The 17612-nt window shown below is 72.3% G+C and carries 12 protein-coding genes; 10 read left to right on the top strand and 2 right to left on the bottom strand.

The features are described from left to right. Positions 1–52: 52 nt before the first annotated feature. Together ACFRCR_RS00865 and mfd are read left to right on the top strand one after the other, a co-directional pair. A complete protein-coding gene (locus ACFRCR_RS00865; protein WP_377674671.1) occupies positions 53–1231 on the top strand; it encodes a GNAT family N-acetyltransferase in 1179 nt (392 codons plus the stop codon). 153 nt (positions 1232–1384) lie between these two features. After that, positions 1385–5083, top strand: coding sequence for a transcription-repair coupling factor (gene mfd / locus ACFRCR_RS00860; protein ID WP_377674669.1), 3699 nt, complete (start codon positions 1385–1387; stop codon positions 5081–5083). Here mfd and ACFRCR_RS00855 read toward each other — a convergent pair. Next, positions 5046–6209, bottom strand: a complete 1164-nt coding sequence (locus tag ACFRCR_RS00855) for an acyltransferase family protein (RefSeq protein ID WP_377674667.1) — start codon at positions 6207–6209, stop codon at positions 5046–5048. The two genes, mfd and ACFRCR_RS00855, sit on opposite strands and share 38 nt — an antisense overlap. Before the next feature lie 75 nt (positions 6210–6284). Further along, positions 6285–7031, bottom strand: a complete 747-nt coding sequence (locus ACFRCR_RS00850) for a hypothetical protein (protein ID WP_377674665.1) — start codon at positions 7029–7031, stop codon at positions 6285–6287. 520 nt (positions 7032–7551) lie between these two features. Here ACFRCR_RS00850 and ACFRCR_RS00845 point away from each other — a divergent pair. The 8 genes from ACFRCR_RS00845 (at position 7552) to eno (ending at position 17533) form a co-directional block, all read left to right on the top strand. Then, on the top strand, positions 7552–9054 hold the full coding sequence (locus tag ACFRCR_RS00845) for an ABC transporter substrate-binding protein (RefSeq protein WP_377674663.1): 1503 nt from the start codon (positions 7552–7554) through the stop codon (positions 9052–9054). A gap of 10 nt (positions 9055–9064) precedes the next feature. Continuing rightward, complete coding sequence (locus ACFRCR_RS00840; RefSeq protein ID WP_377674661.1) at positions 9065–10033, top strand: ABC transporter permease; 969 nt, start codon at positions 9065–9067, stop codon at positions 10031–10033. Next, positions 10030–10971: an ABC transporter permease gene (locus ACFRCR_RS00835; protein WP_377674659.1), complete on the top strand. Its 942-nt coding sequence runs from the start codon at positions 10030–10032 to the stop codon at positions 10969–10971. Before ACFRCR_RS00840 ends, ACFRCR_RS00835 begins: the two co-directional genes overlap by 4 nt. A gap of 14 nt (positions 10972–10985) precedes the next feature. Next, positions 10986–11843, top strand: coding sequence for an ATP-binding cassette domain-containing protein (locus tag ACFRCR_RS00830; protein WP_377674657.1), 858 nt, complete (start codon positions 10986–10988; stop codon positions 11841–11843). Next, the gene (locus tag ACFRCR_RS00825) at positions 11840–12676 is read left to right on the top strand and encodes an ATP-binding cassette domain-containing protein (RefSeq protein WP_377674655.1); all 837 of its coding nucleotides are present in this window, start codon (positions 11840–11842) and stop codon (positions 12674–12676) included. Before ACFRCR_RS00830 ends, ACFRCR_RS00825 begins: the two co-directional genes overlap by 4 nt. A 345-nt stretch (positions 12677–13021) precedes the next feature. Then, positions 13022–15124 carry a carbohydrate-binding module family 20 domain-containing protein gene (locus tag ACFRCR_RS00820; protein WP_377674653.1) on the top strand — a complete coding sequence of 701 codons (2103 nt, stop codon included), beginning with the start codon at positions 13022–13024 and terminating at the stop codon, positions 15122–15124. Positions 15125–15197: 73 nt separating this feature from the next. Beyond that, the gene (locus tag ACFRCR_RS00815; protein ID WP_377674651.1) at positions 15198–15974 is read left to right on the top strand and encodes a MazG family protein; all 777 of its coding nucleotides are present in this window, start codon (positions 15198–15200) and stop codon (positions 15972–15974) included. Between the two features lie 278 nt (positions 15975–16252). Further along, positions 16253–17533: a phosphopyruvate hydratase gene (gene eno / locus ACFRCR_RS00810; protein WP_377674649.1), complete on the top strand. Its 1281-nt coding sequence runs from the start codon at positions 16253–16255 to the stop codon at positions 17531–17533. Positions 17534–17612: the final 79 nt, after the last annotated feature.

Genomic DNA, 17612 nt, shown 5'->3' with positions numbered 1-17612 from the left:
CGCCCCGGGCCGGGCTCGGGCGACCGGGGGCGTCACGAGCAGGATCGTGCGCGTGGCCGACCTGAGTGGTGAGGGCCTCGCGGCCTGGCAGCGCCTCGCGGACTCCTCGCTCGAACCCAACCTGTACTTCGAGCCCGCCGTCCTGGGGGCGGCGGCACGCGGGATGGGGGGCGGACGCGCGGTCTGGGCGCTCGTCGTGGCCGACGGCTCGGGCTGGCTCGCGTTCCTGCCGTTCGAGACGGTGGGCCGGAGCCGGCTGTGGCCCGCGCGGCATGCGAGCCTCGACGGGCCGTTCGTCGAGCGGTTCGCGGCGCTGCGCGCACCGCTCGTGGACGCGGCCCGCCCGCGGCTGGCGGTCGCGTCGCTGGTCACGGCGCTCCATGCCCGACGGCGAGCGCTCGGTCAGGCGATCGACCTGCCTCTGCTGAGGGCGTCGGGGGAGACGACGACGTTGCTGCTGGAGGCCTTCGCCCGTGCCGGGATGCCGGTGCGCGAGTGGGACCGGATCTCGCGCGGGGCGCTCGTGCCGGGGCCGGGGCCGGGCCAGGAGGCGGAGCCGGGCGACGTGCTCGGTCCGCACCTGTCCGCCTCGCGGCGCAAGAATCTCCGCCGCGGGCGGCGACACCTCGTCGACGAGCTCGGGCACGAGCTGCGGATCGTCGACGCGACGGACGAGCCGGACGTCGTCGAGCAGTTCCTCGACCTGGAGGCCGCGGGCTGGAAGGGCGACCGGGCCAAGGGAGGGGAGGCCCGGCGCGTGGTGCCAGGCGCCGCGGCGTGGTTCACGGGACTGGTGGAGACGTATCGCGAGCGGGGTGAGGCGCACGTGCTGCGGGTCGGCCCGGCCGGGGCGCCCGTGTACCTCGCGGTGCGTGTCCGACGCGACGGCGTGGTCTTCTCGATCTCCGACGCCTACGACCCGGCCTGGTCCGCGCACTCACCCGGGGCGTGGGGGCGGCTGCTCGGGATGCGCCTGCTGGCCGAGGTCCCGGGGACGGTGCTGGTCGACAGCTGCATCGACCCGCGCCGGTACCCCGACGAGACGATGCTCTACCCCGACCGCGTGGACCTGGTCTCGGTCACGTGCGCGGTGGGGAGCTGGCCGTCGCGGGGGCTGCTGTCGGCGATCGTGGCGGCGGGGCGGGTCCGTAGGTGGCTGCGGGAGCGGCGGGCAGAGGGGCCGCGCCGCCGTGGGCGAACCACCGCGCCCCCTGTCACCCCCTCGGCGTAACCTGGTGCTCGCACCCTCAGCCCGGACCGCCGCCTCGACCTCGGTCCGGGCCGCTCGTGCTGTCCCGGCGTGCCCCGCCTCTCGCTGCGGGGCGCGTCGACCCGTGCCCTGCCCGTGGACGACCGCCGTCGGTGACCCTGCTCGAAGGAACTCATGAACCTCACCGGAATCCTGCCCGCCCTCCTGGCCGACCCGACCGCGCACGCGGTCGTCGAGCACGTGCGCCTGCGGGGCGCGGTCGACGTCGTCGGACCGGTGGGCGTGCGTCCGCCGCTGCTGGCCGCGATGGCGGGGGCGACCGCGACCGGGGACATCGCCGGGGCGCAGAAGGGCGCCCCTGCCCAGGGCTCCCGCCCCCTCGTCGTGGTGACCGCGACGGGCCGTGAGGCCGACGAGCTCGCCGCGAGCGTGCGCGCCTACCTGCCCGACGAGCTGGGCGACCTGGTCGCGGTCCTGCCCGCGTGGGAGACGCTGCCGCACGAGCGCCTGTCGCCGCGCAGCGACACGGTCGCCAAGCGGCTCGCGGTGTTCCGCCGCCTCGCGCACCCGACCAGCGAGATCAGCCAGTCCGGGCCGGTGCGCGTCCTGGTCATGCCGGTCCGGGCCCTGCTGCAGCCGGTCGTCGAGGGCCTGGGGGACCTGGTGCCCGTCGAGCTCAGCACGGGCGAGACGGCCGACCTCACGGACGTCGCCGAGCGCCTGAGCGCGGCCGCGTACCAGCGCGTGGACATGGTCGAGCGGCGCGGCGAGTTCGCGGTGCGCGGCGGCATCCTCGACGTGTTCCCGCCGACCGAGGACCACCCGCTGCGCGTCGAGTTCTGGGGCGACGAGGTCACCGAGATCCGCTGGTTCGCGGTCGCGGACCAGCGCAGCCTGGAGATCGCGGACCACGGGGTGTGGGCACCGCCGTGCCGCGAGATCCTCCTGACGGACGCGGTCCGCGCCCGCGCGGCGGAGCTGATCGAGACGCTCCCCGGCGCGACCGACATGCTCGACAAGCTTGCCGCCGGCATCGCGGTCGAGGGCATGGAGTCCCTCGCGCCGGTCCTCGTGGACCGCATGCTGCCCGTCCTGGAGCTCGTCCCCGACGACGCCCTGCTCGTCATCAACGACCCCGAGCGCGTGCGCCGCCGCGCGCACGACCTCGTCGCGACGACCGAGGAGTTCCTCGCCGCCGCCTGGACAGGCGCCGCCGCGGGCGGCTCGACCCCGATCAACCTCTCGGCCGCGTCGTTCGAGACGTTCGCCGACGTCCACGACGTCGCCGAGCGTCGCGGCCTCGGGTGGTGGACGCTCAGCCCGTTCGGCCTCGACGAGGGCTCCACCCCCGACGGCGAGGCGCACCCGGGCGACGAGCTCCCAGGAGGCGAGGGCCCGACGTCGGGCATGGGCACCGACGGCGTGACCACCTTCACCGTGCCCGCGCGCAACGTCGAGTCCTACCGCGGCGACGTCGAGCGCGCGCTCGACGACCTGCGCTCGCTCCAGCACGCGGGCTGGCGCCTGGTCCTGACGACCGAGGGCCACGGCCCCGCGCGCCGCATGACCGAGCAGCTCTCCGCGGTCGACACCGCGGCGCGCCTGGTCGCGTCGATCGACACCGAGCCCGAGGGCGGCGTCGTGCTCGTGACGCCCGCCCCCGTGGGGCCGGGCTTCGTCGCACCAGAGCTCAGGCTCGCGGTGTTCAGCGAGTCGGACCTCACGGGACGCCAGGGGTCGAGCACGCGCGACATGCGCAAGATGCCCTCGCGGCGGCGCAACGTCGTCGACCCCCTCGCGCTGCGCGCGGGCGACTACGTGGTGCACGAGCAGCACGGCGTCGGGAAGTTCGTCGAGCTCGTGCAGCGCACGCTCGGCACGGGCGGCAACGCCGCGACGCGCGAGTACCTCGTCATCGAGTACGCGAGCAGCAAGCGCGGCCAGCCGGGCGACCGCCTGTTCGTGCCCTCCGACCAGCTCGACCAGGTCACCAAGTACACGGGCGGCGAGTCGCCCAGCCTGAACAAGATGGGCGGCTCGGACTGGGCCAAGACCAAGAGCCAGGCGCGCAAGCACGTCAAGGAGATCGCGGGCGAGCTCATCCGCCTCTACAGCGCGCGCATGGCCACGCAGGGGCACGCGTTCGGCCCCGACACCCCGTGGCAGCGCGAGCTCGAGGACGCGTTCGCGTACGTCGAGACGCCCGACCAGCTCGTCACGATCGACGAGGTCAAGGCCGACATGGAGAAGCCCGTCCCCATGGACCGGCTCGTGTGCGGCGACGTCGGGTACGGCAAGACCGAGATCGCGGTCCGCGCGGCGTTCAAGGCCGTGCAGGACGGCAAGCAGGTCGCGGTCCTCGTGCCCACGACGCTCCTGGTCCAGCAGCACTTCCAGACCTTCGCCGAGCGCTACTCGGCGTTCCCCGTCACCGTCAAGGCGCTCTCGCGCTTCCAGACCGAGGCCGAGTCCAAGGAGACGGTCGAGGGGCTCAAGGACGGGTCGGTCGACGTCGTGATCGGCACGCACCGCATCATCTCGGGGTCCATCAAGTTCAAGGACCTGGGCCTGGTCATCATCGACGAGGAGCAGCGGTTCGGCGTCGAGCACAAGGAGACGCTCAAGCAGCTCCGGACCAACGTCGACGTGCTCGCGATGAGCGCGACCCCCATCCCGCGCACGCTCGAGATGGCCGTCACGGGCATCCGCGAGATGTCGACGCTCGCGACCCCGCCCGAGGAGCGCCACCCCGTGCTCACGTACGTGGGGGCCTACGAGGAGAAGCAGATCTCGGCGTCGATCCGCCGCGAGCTGCTGCGCGAGGGCCAGGTCTTCTACGTGCACAACAAGGTCGAGACGATCGACCGCACGGCCCAGCGCCTGCGCGAGCTCGTCCCCGAGGCCCGCATCGGGGTCGCGCACGGCAAGATGAGCGAGGCCCAGCTCGACCAGACGATCACGGCGTTCTGGGAGAAGGAGCTCGACGTCCTGGTCTGCACCACGATCATCGAGACCGGCCTCGACATCTCCAACGCCAACACGCTCATCCTGGAGCGTGCCGACATGCTCGGCCTGTCCCAGCTCCACCAGCTTCGCGGTCGTGTGGGCCGTGGACGCGAGCGCGCGTACGCGTACTTCCTGTACCCGCCCGAGCGCCCGCTGACCGACACCGCGCACGACCGCCTCGCGACCATGGCCGCCAACACGGACCTCGGCGCGGGCATGCAGATCGCCATGAAGGACCTCGAGATCCGCGGCGCGGGCAACCTGCTGGGCGGCGAGCAGTCGGGGCACATCGCGGGCGTCGGGTTCGACCTGTACGTGCGCATGGTCGGGGAGGCCGTGGCGTCGTTCAAGGGCGAGGTCGAGGAAGAAGCCCCCGAGGTCTCGATCGAGCTCCCGGTCGATGCGCACATCCCGCACGACTACATCGCGCACGAGCGCCTGCGCCTCGAGGCGTACCGCAAGATCGCGGCGGCCCAGGACGAGCCCGCGCTCGCCGAGGTGCGGGCCGAGCTCGTCGACCGCTACGGTGCGCTCCCCGAGGTCGTCGAGGCGCTGTTCGCGGTAGCGGACTTCCGCAACCACGCGCGCCGCGCGGGGCTCGCGGACGTCACGGCGCAGGGCAAGTTCGTGCGCTTCGCGCCCGTCGACCTCCCGGAGTCCGCGGAGCTGCGACTCAAGCGCCTCTACCCGGGCACCATGCTCAAGCCCGCGATCCGCGCGTTCCTCGTCCCCTTCCCGACGACGGCGCGCATCGGAGGCCGTCCGCTGCGGGGCATGGAGGTGCTCGCCTGGGCGCGTCAGCTCATCGACGCGGTCATCACGGGCGACGTCAGCGCAGCGGCGACGGTGGGGACGTCGAAGCGGTAGCCGTCTCCGGTGCGGCGGCGGGGACCGCGGTGGGCGACGTGCCCGCGTCGGCGAGCGGCGTCGTCGGGCCGGGGGAGTCCGGCGCCGCGCTCGCCGCCGCGCGCCGCCGCCGCCCCCAGCGGTTCACGATCAGGTGGCGGGCGGGCTCCTCGACGAACCGGTAGAGCGCGTAGGCCAGCACCCCGGCGGCGACCGTGATCACGGCCGCGGCGAGCACCCCCGTCAGGGGGGTGTCGAGCACACGACGGATCACGAGCTCGTGCACCAGGTAGAACGCGTACGAGGCCGAGCCCGCGACGATCAGGATGCGGTGCGTCAGCACGGACCGCCGGCCGCGCAGGTCGCGCTCGGCGCAGAGCATGAGGAACAGCGCGAACGGCAGGACGAGCCCGACCCGGGCCACGGCCTCGGTCGCGTGCGTGAGCTCGGCCGCGACGAGCACCGCCGCGAGGATCCCGAGCACCCCGGCCCACGGGACCCGGGACCGGTGGCCCTCGACGAACGCGAGGCCCGCGACGACGCCCAGCACGAACTCGGGGAACCGGGCGAGGGGGAAGTGGTAGAGCACCTGGTACGTCGTGGGGGCCACGAGCGTCGCGGCGAGCGGGATCGCGAGCGCCACGAGGGTCACGACCAACCGGGTCCGGGGCGACCAGCGCCGCAGCAGAGGCAGGAGGAACGGGAAGGCGAGGTAGAACGCGAGCTCGCACGACAGCGACCACGCGACGCCGTTGAGCCCGTACACGACCGCCGGGTCCAGGGACCAGGCCTGGAGCAGCAGGACGTTGGCGCCGATGATGCGCCCGGTCACGGGCGGGCTGCCCAGGACCAGGGCGATGACGAGGGCCGCGACCAGCGTCACGAGGTGGTCGGGGTAGATGCGCGCGACACGGCGCAGGTAGAAGCCGCTGCGGGGGAGCGCGGGGTTGGCGGTCCACGTCAGGATGAAGCCCGACAGGACGAAGAACAGCGCGACGCCGGTGCTGCCGTAGTAGGCCCCGGGGATGTCGAGCACCTGCCAGTAGTCCAGGTGGAACACCAGGACCGCCGCGGCGGCGACCGCGCGGATCGCCGTGAGGGAGGGGAGCTGGCGCGGGGCGCTGCTCGTCTCCGCCGGAGTCGTCATCGAGGTCCCCTGCCGCTGGTGCGCGGCCCCGTCGAGAGGCCGCTCTTGCATCGTGGGCGCCCGGGCGGCAGGGGGTCAAGGATGAAGTGTGGTCCCGTCCTCGGGCGCCCCCGCCGAGGACGAGCGCCCCTCGACGGCGGCGACGCCCCCGTCGAGGGCGTCGCGGTAGCGCACCACGGCCACGAGGAACACGAGCACCGCGATCATCTCGAGGGTCTCCTCGCCGAGCACCGCGAGCTGTCCGACGAACGTCGCCCGGTCGAAGCCCTGGTCCTCGAGCAGCCCAGCGATCGCCTCGAAGCCGACGGCACCGGCCACGTAGAGGACCCCGGCGAGCGCCATGGGGCGCAGGAACCTGCTCGGCAGTCCCCACAGGAGCGGGACGACGATCGCGGCCACGACGAGCGCGAGCGGGCCGTAGAACGCGATCCAGCCGTTGAAGGGCAGGTCGGCGATGCTCCGGAAGTGCTCTTCGAGCGAGGTCCCCAGGTGCTCGTGGAAGCTCGTCATCTCGTCGATCGACAGGTAGAGGAGCACGAACGCGACGAGCCCCCAGGCCCAGCGCCGAGCGGGGACGGGCTCGACGTGCAGCAGGTCGCCCGTGACGAGGCCCGTCGAAGCCAGCAGGACCACGGTGAACCAGGTGGGGACGTTGACCTCCTCGTCCATGCTGAAGTAGTGGACGAGCGGCTCGATCACGCCGCCGTGCAGGTCGGCGCCCTTCTCGAGGAAGTTGGCGAGGAGGTGCAGCACGGCCAGGATCGCGATCGCCAGCGCGAGGCGGCGGACGAGGACCCGGACAGGCACGGTGACACGCAGCATGAGTGCTCCATCGACGACCCAGGCGAGCTCACGCTCGGCTCGGCGACCCTAGCAGCGGAGCCGGGGACGTGACGACCGCCACACCGGTCGTGCGCATCCATACCGCCTGGTCGGTGAGATAGTTGTCGCATCATGTTTCTCGACCTGAGCGCTCCCACGCGCACCCCCAGCACCGGACGGCACGGCTCGACGAGCGCCGCCCGCTGTTGTCGCTGTCTCTGAACAGCCGCTGACAGGCGGCGTCCGTCGTGGGTGCCCCCCGACGTGACCGCCCCTGACGCACAGGTCTGATCCTCCGGCTCTCCCGTCGCACGCGTCGTCGTGCCCCGTGATCGCAGCGCCCCGCTCCGTCGGCCGCGCTCGTGACGCCCCGAGCCCCTCCCGGTCTCCGCCGCCCGGCCCCCGCCACCCGTCGGACGACCGTGCTCCACGAACCCCTCACCACCTCGTCCCGTGACCTCGCGGGAGCGGGGTGGTCCCCGTGCAGCCCCGCTGCACCTTCTGGAACGGAAGAACCCCCATGAGAACCCTCAAGGCAGCCGCCGCGGTCCTGGCGACGACCCTCCTGCTCGCCGCGTGCGGCTCGGGCGGGTCCGGCGGTGCGAGCAGCAGCGCTGCGGCAGGCGCGGACGCAGAGATCGTCATCGGCTCGACCAACGAGCCCACCGGGCTGGTCCGCAACGTCGGCGGCAGCTCGGGCGTCTCGCAGACCATGACGCGCAACGTGTTCGAGGGCCTGACCTCGGTGGACGTCGACGGCGAGGTCGTCCCGACCCTCGCGAAGGACTGGGACGTCTCCGAGGACGGCCTCGTCTACACGTTCCACCTGCAGCCGGGCGTCACGTTCCACGACGGGTCCGCGCTGAGCGCGCAGGACGTCGTCTGGAGCATCTCGCAGACCATCGCGCCCGAGTCCAAGAGCGCACGCAAGAACGACCTGTCGGTCATCTCCGCGATCACGGCCCCCGACGACGCCACGGTGCAGCTCGACCTGTCGCGCCGCAGCCAGTCCCTGCCGTTCTACCTCGCGTCGGTCACGATCGTCCGGGACGGTGACACCGAGCTGACGAGCGAGAACGGCACGGGCCCCTACCGCTTCGTCGAGTGGACGCAGGGCGACCACCTCACGATCGAGCGCAACGACGACTACTGGGGCACCCCCGCCAAGAACTCGGGGGTCACGTTCCGCTTCTTCCAGGACACGACCGCGCTCAACAACGCGCTCCTGACCGGCGACCTCGACCTGGTCATCGCCGAGGACTCCCCGGACCAGCTCGTGCAGTTCGAGGGGAACGACGAGTTCACCATCACCGAGGGCACCTCGACGACCAAGCAGATCTGGGCCTTCAACGACCGCGTCGCGCCCTTCGACGACGTCCGCGTCCGCCAGGCGCTCTACAAGGCGATCGACCGCGAGAAGATCCTCGACGCCGTGTGGGACGGGCGTGGCCAGGTCATCGGCTCGATGGTCCCGCCGACCGACCCGTGGTTCGTCGACCAGGCCGACGTCCACGCCTACGACCCGCAGGCAGCCAAGGACCTGCTCGCGCAGGCCGGCGTGAGCGACCTGAGCATCGCGGTCGACTACGTCGCGGGCGACCCGTCCGAGACCATCGCCCAGCTCCTCCAGGCGGACCTGAAGGCCGTGGGCGTCACGCTCACGCTCAACCCGATCGACGACGCGACCTGGTACCAGAAGATCTACACGGACCACGACTTCCAGACCACGCTCATGGGCCACGTGAACCCGCGCGACGTCGTCTGGTACGCGAACCCTGACTTCTACTGGGGCTACGACAACAAGGACGTCCAGCAGTGGGTCGCGGACGCCGACCAGGCGGCCACGACCGACGAGCAGACGGCCCTGCTGACGAAGGTCAACGAGACCATCGGGCAGGAGGCGGCGAGCGCCTGGCTGTACCTCGACCCGCAGATCCGGGTCGCGCGCGCCGAGATCACGGGCTTCCCGGTGAACCAGGTGACGGAGAGCTTCTACGTCGCCGACATCGTGCGGGAAGGCTGACCGAGCACCCATGTCCCGCTACCTCCTGACGCGCGTCGGCACGCTGCTGCTGTCGTTGGTCCTCGCGAGCGTCGTGGTCTTCGCCGTCCTCCGGTTCCTGCCGGGGGACAGCGCGGGCACCTCGCTCGGTGTGGGCACCACGAGCGACCAGCTCGACCAGCTGCGTGCCGACCTCGGCACCGACCAGCCCCTGTGGACGCAGTACGGGCAGTGGGTCGCGGGACTGTTCTCGGGCAGCGCGGGGACGTCGTTCGTCTCGCGCCTGCCCGTGGGGGAGCTGATCGCGAGCAAGCTGCCGATCACGCTGCCGCTGAGCCTCGCGGCCTTCGCGGTCTCGGTGCTCGTGTCGGTGCCGCTCGGGGTGGTCGCGGCGGTCCGGCGCCGCGGCGTCGTGGGCGTCGCGGTCTCGGCCGTGTCCCAGCTCGGCGTCGCGGTGCCGGTCTTCTGGGTCGGCGTGATCCTGGTGTGGGTCTTCGCGCTCGAGGCGGGGGTCCTGCCGCCCGGCGGGTTCCCGCGCCAGGGCTGGGAGGACCCCGCGGCGGCCGTCCGCTCGCTCGTGCTACCCGTGGCGACCGTGGCCATCGCGATGTCGTCCGTCATGGTGCGTTACGTGCGGTCGGCGACGCTCGACGTCCTGGACCAGGACTACGTCCGCACGGCCCGATCGCTCGGCTACGGCCGGTGGCACGCCCTGGCGCGCCACGGGCTGCGCAACGGCGCGGTCCCGGTCGTCGCGATCCTCGGCATCGAGCTCGCGACCTCGCTCCTGGGGGCCGTGGTCGTGGAGAACGTCTTCGCGCTGCCCGGCCTCGGCACGCTCCTGGTGTCGTCGGTCGCGGGGCGCGACCTGCCCGTCGTGCAGGCCCTCGTCCTAGGTCTGACGGCCTTGGTCCTCGTCACGAACTTCCTGGTCGACCTCGCCCAGCGCGGCATCGACCCCCGGCTGCGTGCCGGTTCTGCCCTCGGAGGCGCACGATGAGCATCGACCTGGGCGGGGAGATCCCCGTCGTCGAAGGATCCGGGCGCCTGGCCCCGGTGCGGGAGGAGGGAGTGCTCGCGCCGTCGCCCGGGGACGGCGGTGCCTCGCGTGCCCGACGGCGGAGCGTCAGCCCGTCGTTCGTGGCGGGTCTCGTCATGGTCGGCCTGGTCGCGGTCGTCGGTGTCGTCGCGGTCTTCTGGACGCCGTACGACGTGGGCGTGGGCGCGGCCGGCACGGGCGGGCGGCTCGAGGGACCGAGCGCCCAGTTCTGGGCGGGCACCGACCGCCTCGGGCGTGACCTGCTGAGTCAGCTCATGGGAGGGGCCACGGTCGCGATGACCGTGGCGATCGCCTCGGTCGTCATCGCGGGCCTGCTGGGCATCACGATCGGCGTGGTCGCCGCGGCGACCACCCGGTGGGCCGACGTCGCGCTCCTCAACGTCATCGACCTGATGATCGCCTTCCCGACCCTGCTGCTGGCCATGCTCATCGTGACGGTCCGCGGGGCCTCGCTGACCTCGGCGATCGTCGCGATCGGCATCTCGGGGGCGGCGGTGATCGCGCGCGTCACGCGGGTCAACGCCGCGCGCGTGCTGCGCGAGGACTACGTGACGGCCGCGACGGCGTCGGGCACCGGATGGTGGGGGACGATCCTGCGCCACGTCCTGCCCAACGTCGCGCCCACCCTGCTGGTGCAGCTCATGCTGCTCGCGGGTGGCGCGATCCTCGCCGAGGCGTCGCTGTCCTACCTGGGGCTCGGCTCGCCGACCGCCCTGTCCTGGGGGCGGCTGCTCAGCGCCGCCCAGAAGTCCGTCGCGGTCCAGCCGCTCGGGGCGATCCTGCCCGGGCTGCTCATCGCGTGGACCGTGCTCGGCCTGAACCTCCTGGGAGACGGCATCCGTGAACGGACCGACCCGAGCCTGCGAGGCGACCGATGACCGCGAGGGACCCGATGACCGCGACCCCCACGACGAGCCCCACCGGGCTCGAGGTGCGCGACCTGACGGTGCGGACGTCGTCGGGCCGGGTGCTGCTCGACCACGTGAGCTGGCGCGTCGCGCCCGGCGAGCGGCTCGGCGTGATCGGCGAGTCCGGCTCGGGCAAGTCGCTCACCGCGGCCGCGGTCCTCGGGCTGCTGCCCGACGGCATGACCGCGACCGGGCAGGTCCTGCTCGACGGGACCGACCTGCTCACGCTCGGCGAACGCGCGCTGCGACGCGTGCGCGGGGCGCGCATCGCCATGGTCTTCCAGGAGCCCCTCACGGCGCTCGACCCGCTCATGACGATCGGTCGGCAGATCGCCGGGCCGCTGCGCCTGCACCGCAAGGTCTCGCGCGCACGTGCCGCCGAGATCGCCGCCGACCTGTGCCGCCTCGTGCGCCTCGACGACACCGAGCGCATCCTCGGGTCGTACCCCTGGCAGCTCTCGGGCGGGCAGCGCCAGCGCGCGTGCCTCGCCATGGCGCTCGCGTGCGAGCCCGACGTGCTCATCGCAGACGAGCCCACCACCGCGCTCGACGTGACCGTCCAGGCCGAGATCCTCGACCTGCTCGACGACCTGATCGAGCGCACCGGCACCGCCCTGGTCTTCGTGTCGCACGACCTGCCGGTCGTCGCCCGCGTCACGCGCGATCTCGTCGTCATGCGGCACGGGAAGGTCGTCGAGGCCACGAGCGTCGACCGTGCGCTCACGGAACCCGAGGACCCGTACACCCGGACGCTGCTCGCCGCCGCGCGCGCCGTGACCCACCTGCCGACCCTGCACCCGACCGCTCCCGCCCTGCACCCGACGACCCTGGAGGACCGATGAGCGACCAGCCCGCCGAGGGTGACGCCCTGCTCGCCGGGGGTGACCGGAACCCCGCCGAGGGTGACGCCCCACCGTTCGTCGCGCTCGACGGGGTGTGGCGCGAGTTCGGCGGATCTCGCCGCACGCCCCCGACGGTGGCGCTCGCGGGCGTCGACCTCGCGGTCCGTGCGGGCCGCAGCGTGGGGATCGTGGGGGAGTCGGGCGCGGGGAAGTCGACGCTGCTGCGTCTGCTGCTCGGGCTCGACAGCCCGACGCGCGGCACGGTCTCCTACCGCGGCGCGCCCCTGGACCGGCGGGACCGCGCACTCATGCGACGGTACCGGCGGGAGGTGCAGGTCGTCCTCCAGGACCCGCGCACGTCGCTCGACCCGCGGATGACGGTCGCCCGGATCGTCGCCGAGCCGCTGCGCTCGCTCAAGATCGGCGGCGACGTCTCGGCGCGCGTGGACGAGGTGCTGGGATGGGTCGGCCTCGACCCCGACGCCCGGACGAAGTACCCGGCACAGTTCTCGGGCGGCCAGCGCCAGCGCATCGCGATCGCCCGCGCCCTCGCGCCGTCGCCGTCGGTCCTGGTGGGCGACGAGCCCGTGAGCGCGCTCGACGTGTCGGTCCGCGAACAGGTCATGGACCTGCTGCGCCGTCTCCAGGGCGAGCTCGGGCTCACGCTCGTCCTGGTCAGCCACGACATGGCGATCGTCGGGCAGCTGTGCGAGGAGGCCGTGGTGCTGCGCGGGGGAGAGGTCGTCGAGGCCGGTCCGACGCGCGATGTGCTGACCCGGCCCGCGGCCGCGTACACGCGCGAGCTGCTCGCGGCGGTGCCGACGCTGCCGTGAGCCACCCGGCCTGCCGGGGAAGGCGCGCCGTCGACGCGACGGCGCGCTCCGCCGTCGGGCCTGCGCGCGAGCTCGCGGGGGATCGAGGGACGCGCGCCCCGCGCAGGACGACCTGCAACCTTCTTGCCTGTCCGAAAGGGCTGACACGTCCCATCCGTCTGTGTAATCTTTCAGCAAGAATCCGCAAATCTCTGCAAAGCGGCAGGATGCGGGCTCAGCCGGTCGATCGGACCGGGGCACGAGGCAGGGGAAGCGGTAGACGCGCCGGCGCCGACGCCGGGGCGAGGACGGGCAGCCACGCGCCGATGCGGGGCTGTGCGCAGCACCGAAACGGAGAACGCAGCAATGATGCTCAACCGAACAACCAGACCTGTCCGGACCAAGCCGCGGCGCAGACTTCTCGCCGGGCTCACGGCGCTCGCCGTGGTCACGTCGGGACTCGTCGCCGGGGCCCTGCCCGCCGCAGCCAAGGCACCGACCCCCTCGCCCGTGGTCGCGTCCGAGAACGGTCGCGGAAACGTCGTCCTCAACATGTTCCAGTGGACGTGGGACGCGGTCGCCGCCGAGTGCACCAGCACGATCGGGCCCGCCGGGTTCGGCTACGTCCAGGTCTCCCCGCCCCAGGAGCACATCCGGGGCACCGCGTGGTGGACCTCCTACCAGCCCGTGAGCTACAAGATCGAGTCCAAGCTCGGCAACCGCGCCGAGTTCCAGAACATGGTGAGCACGTGCAGGACCGCCGGCGTGGGCATCGTGGTCGACGCGGTCGTCAACCACATGGCGGGAGCCGACACCGGGTCGGGCACGGGCACGGGCGGGACCGGCTACTCGATCGACAGCTTCCCCGGCGCGCCCTACGGGTACGACGACTTCAACGACTGCCGCGCCAACATCACCAACTACGGCGACCGGTACAACGTCCAGAACTGCCGCCTCGTCTCGCTCCAGGATCTGCGCACCGGCTCCGACTACGTGCGCGGCAAGATCGCGGGCTACATGAACGACCTGCTCGGCCTGGGCGTCGCAGGCTTCCGCATCGACGCGGCCAAGCACATCCCGGCCGCCGACCTCGAGGCCATCAAGGCGAAGCTGACCGACCCGAGCGTCTACTGGGTCCACGAGGTCATCGGGGCCGGGGGAGAACCCGTTCAGCCCTCCGAGTACCTGGGCAGCGGGGACTCGCACGAGTTCAACTACGCGCGCACCCTCAAGAGCCGCTTCGACGGCAGCATCGCGAGCCTCGACGAGATCGGCAACGGGCTGCTCACCTCCGACCGCGCCGGGGTCTTCGTCGACAACCACGACACCGAGCGCAACGGCGAGACCATGAACTACAAGTGGGGCGCCAAGTACAAGCTCGCCAACGCGTTCATGCTCTCCTGGCCCTACGGCTCGCCGTCGGTCTACACCGGCTACACGTGGACCGACAAGGACGCGGGCGCCCCCGGCGCCACCACCACGTCCGTCCCCGACGCGAGCTGCTCCGACAGCGCGTGGACCTGCACGCAGCGCTGGACCGAGATCGCCGGCATGGTCGGCTTCCACAACACCGTCGAAGGCACGTCCGTCACGAACTGGTGGGACGACGGCAGCAACAACATCGCGTTCGGCCGCGGGGCCAAGGGCTACGTGGCGATCAACAACACGGCCTCCGCCGTGACGCGCACCTACCAGTCCTCGCTGCCCGCGGGCACGTACTGCGACGTCGTGGCCGCCAAGGACTGCTCCGTGACGCGGGCCGTGAGCGCGTCGGGGACGTTCACCGCGACCGTCCCGGCCTACGGGGCGATCGCGCTGCACGTCGGGAAGACGGGCGGCACGCCGTGCACGGTCGACTGCCCGACCACCTCGGCCACCACGGTCTACTACTCGACCACGAAGGGGTGGAACGCGTACAAGGTCCACTACAAGGTCGGGGCGGGCGCCTGGACGACGGCCCCCGGGGCCGACATGACGGCGGCCTGCACGGGCTGGGTCTCGCGCGAGATCCCCGCGAACGGGGCGACGATCACCGCCGCGTTCACCAACGGCTCCGGCACCTGGGACAACAACGGCGGCAAGGACTACGCCCTGACCGGGCAGCATGCCCAGGTCTCCGGCGGCGTCGTGACCGCGGGCAACCCGTGCGCGGGGAGCGGCGGGGGCGCCGGTGAGACCGACGGCGACGCCAGCTTCTCCGTCGACGCCACGACCGTCCTGGGGCAGAACGTCTACGTCGTGGGCAGCATCCCCGCCCTCGGCTCGTGGGCGCCCGCCGCGGCCAAGCCCCTGTCCTCGGCGACGTACCCCGTGTGGAAGGTCGTGCTCGACCTGCCCGCCGGCACCACCTTCGAGTACAAGTACGTCAAGAAGGACGGCGCGGGCACCGTGGTCTGGGAGAGCGGCGCCAACCGCACGGCGACGGTCGGGGCGAACGGGGCGGTGACGCTCACCGACACCTGGAGGTAGCCGGCTCCCGCCAGACAGCGGACCGGAGGGCTCCCGTCCGGGGCCCTCCGGTCCGTCTCCCTACGATGGGCGCATGACCACGAGCGAGCCGAACCACCCCGGTCCCGTCGACCCCCTGCGCGAGTCCGTCGCCGTCATGGACAGGCTCTACTCGCCCGGCGGGTGCCCGTGGGACCGCGAGCAGACGCACGAGACCCTCGTCCGCTACCTTCTGGAGGAGGCGCACGAGCTCGCCGAGGCCATCGAGACGGGCGACCGCGCGGGCATGCGCGAGGAGCTCGGTGACCTGCTGCTCCAGGTCCTGTTCCACGCGCGCATCGCGAGCGAGGACCCGGTCGCCCCGTTCACGGTCGACGACGTCGCGGCCGACCTCGTGACCAAGCTCGTCAGGCGTCACCCGCACGTGTTCGCGGACGCCGCCGTCACCACGGGCGACGGTCACGCTGCCCTGTACGCGCAGTGGGACGAGATCAAGCAGCAGGAGAAGCAGCGCGAGTCGGTCCTCGAGGGGATCCCCCTCGCGCAGGGCGCGCTGGCCCGCGCGCAGAAGGTCCTGTCCCGCGCGCAGCGCGCTGGGCTGGGGGAGGCCGTCGGGGGTCCCGGCCCGACGGCGGTCGTCGCGCCGGTCCCTCCCGTCGTCCCGGGTGAGACGGGGGACGGGAGGGGAGCGACGTCGTCGGGCATGCCGGGCGACGCGCTGGAAAGGGCGTACGGTCACGAGCTGCTCGAGGTCGTGCGTCGCGCCCAGGCCGACGGGGTGGACGCCGAGACGGCGCTGCGGGTCGCGCTGCTCGAGGTCGAGCAGGCGATCGTCTCCGCCGAGGGTGACGCGCCCGCCCGCCGGGGGTGACGCGCCCGCCCGCCGAGGGTGACGCGCCCGCCCGCCGGGGGTGACGGACACGCCCACCGAGGGGGACCGAGGCGTCACCCTCGGCATCACAGCACGTCACCCTCGGCGCGCCAGGCGTAGACGGACGGCCGACATGCGGGCGATCGTGTCCACGAGGCGACGCCCGAAGCACTATGTGTTCCCGACCACTAGGCTGGGTTGCGACAACCCCGGACGCGCCCGACCGCCATCGTCGCCTGCCCTGCGCTCCGGACCTGGAAGCAGCTGAAGGAGCAACCGTGGCAAGCATCGAAGCCGTTGGAGCACGCGAGATTCTCGACTCGCGCGGAAACCCCACCGTCGAGGTCGAGGTCGTGCTCGACGACGGTACCTTTGCCCGCGCAGGCGTCCCCTCGGGCGCCTCGACCGGCGCTTTCGAGGCCGTCGAGCGTCGTGACGGCGACAAGTCCCGCTACCTGGGCAAGGGTGTCGAGGGCGCGGTCAACGCCGTCATCGACGAGATCGCCCCCGAGCTGCTCGGCTTCGAGGCCGAGGACCAGCGCCTCATCGACCAGGCGCTGATCGAGCTCGACGGCACGCCGAACAAGGGCAAGCTCGGCGCGAACGCCATCCTCGGTGTCTCGCTCGCGGTCGCGAAGGCCGCCGCGAAGAGCTCGGGCCTGGACCTGTACCGCTACGTCGGCGGCCCGAACGCGCACGTCCTGCCCGTCCCGATGATGAACATCCTCAACGGTGGGTCGCACGCCGACTCCAACGTCGACATCCAGGAGTTCATGGTCGCCCCGATCGGCGCCACGTCGTTCCGTGAGGCGCTGCGCACCGGTGCAGAGGTCTACCACTCCCTGAAGTCCGTGCTCAAGAGCAAGGGCCTCGCGACGGGTCTCGGCGACGAGGGTGGCTTCGCCCCCAACCTGCCGAGCAACCGTGACGCGCTCGACCTGATCCTCGTCGCGATCGAGCAGGCCGGCTTCACGCCGGGCAAGGACGTGGGCCTCGCGCTCGATGTCGCCGCGACCGAGTTCTTCAAGGACGGCGCGTACCAGTTCGAGGGCAAGGCCACGAGCTCGGACGACATCATCGCCTACTACAAGCAGCTCGTGGCGGACTACCCGCTGGTCTCGATCGAGGACCCGCTGTCCGAGGACGAGTGGAGCGCCTGGTCGCAGCTCGTGGCCGAGGTCGGCGACAAGGTCCAGATCGTCGGCGACGACCTGTTCGTCACCAACCCGGAGCGTCTCGCCAAGGGCATCGAGCTCAAGTCCGCGAACTCGCTGCTCGTGAAGCTCAACCAGATCGGCACGCTCACGGAGACGCTCGACGCCGTCGAGCTCGCGCAGCGCAACGGCTTCACCGCGATGGTCTCGCACCGTTCGGGCGAGACCGAGGACACGACGATCGCGGACCTGTCCGTCGCGGTCAACGCCGGCCAGATCAAGACCGGTGCTCCCGCCCGTGGCGAGCGCATCAACAAGTACAACCAGCTCCTGCGCATCGAGGAGGCCCTGGACGACGCGGCTCGCTACGCCGGTGCCTCGGCGTTCCCGCGCTGGAAGGCGTGAGCTGACGCTCTCCCGCTGAGCACGGTCTGACCCTCCGGTCCGACCGCAGTCGGCGCCCGGACGCCCGGTGGTTCCTCGG

This window comes from Oerskovia sp. NPDC056781, assembly GCF_042789955.1.
Classification (GTDB): Bacteria; Actinomycetota; Actinomycetes; order Actinomycetales; family Cellulomonadaceae; genus Oerskovia; species Oerskovia rustica.
Note: the sequence above shows the minus strand (reverse complement) of the source record. Positions and strands in the feature narration are given on the sequence as shown.

What these genes read in the sequence shown, in the direction of transcription:
- mfd (WP_377674669.1), top strand. Translation starts at nt 1,385, where the DNA reads ATGAACCTCACCGGAATCCTGCCCGCCCTCCTGGCCGACCCGACCGCG.
- ACFRCR_RS00855 (WP_377674667.1), bottom strand. Translation starts at nt 6,209, where the DNA reads ATGACGACTCCGGCGGAGACGAGCAGCGCCCCGCGCCAGCTCCCCTCC.
- ACFRCR_RS00850 (WP_377674665.1), bottom strand. Translation starts at nt 7,031, where the DNA reads ATGCTGCGTGTCACCGTGCCTGTCCGGGTCCTCGTCCGCCGCCTCGCG.
- ACFRCR_RS00845 (WP_377674663.1), top strand. Translation starts at nt 7,552, where the DNA reads ATGAGAACCCTCAAGGCAGCCGCCGCGGTCCTGGCGACGACCCTCCTG.
- ACFRCR_RS00840 (WP_377674661.1), top strand. Translation starts at nt 9,065, where the DNA reads ATGTCCCGCTACCTCCTGACGCGCGTCGGCACGCTGCTGCTGTCGTTG.
- ACFRCR_RS00835 (WP_377674659.1), top strand. Translation starts at nt 10,030, where the DNA reads ATGAGCATCGACCTGGGCGGGGAGATCCCCGTCGTCGAAGGATCCGGG.
- ACFRCR_RS00830 (WP_377674657.1), top strand. Translation starts at nt 10,986, where the DNA reads ATGACCGCGACCCCCACGACGAGCCCCACCGGGCTCGAGGTGCGCGAC.
- ACFRCR_RS00825 (WP_377674655.1), top strand. Translation starts at nt 11,840, where the DNA reads ATGAGCGACCAGCCCGCCGAGGGTGACGCCCTGCTCGCCGGGGGTGAC.
- ACFRCR_RS00820 (WP_377674653.1), top strand. Translation starts at nt 13,022, where the DNA reads ATGATGCTCAACCGAACAACCAGACCTGTCCGGACCAAGCCGCGGCGC.
- ACFRCR_RS00815 (WP_377674651.1), top strand. Translation starts at nt 15,198, where the DNA reads ATGACCACGAGCGAGCCGAACCACCCCGGTCCCGTCGACCCCCTGCGC.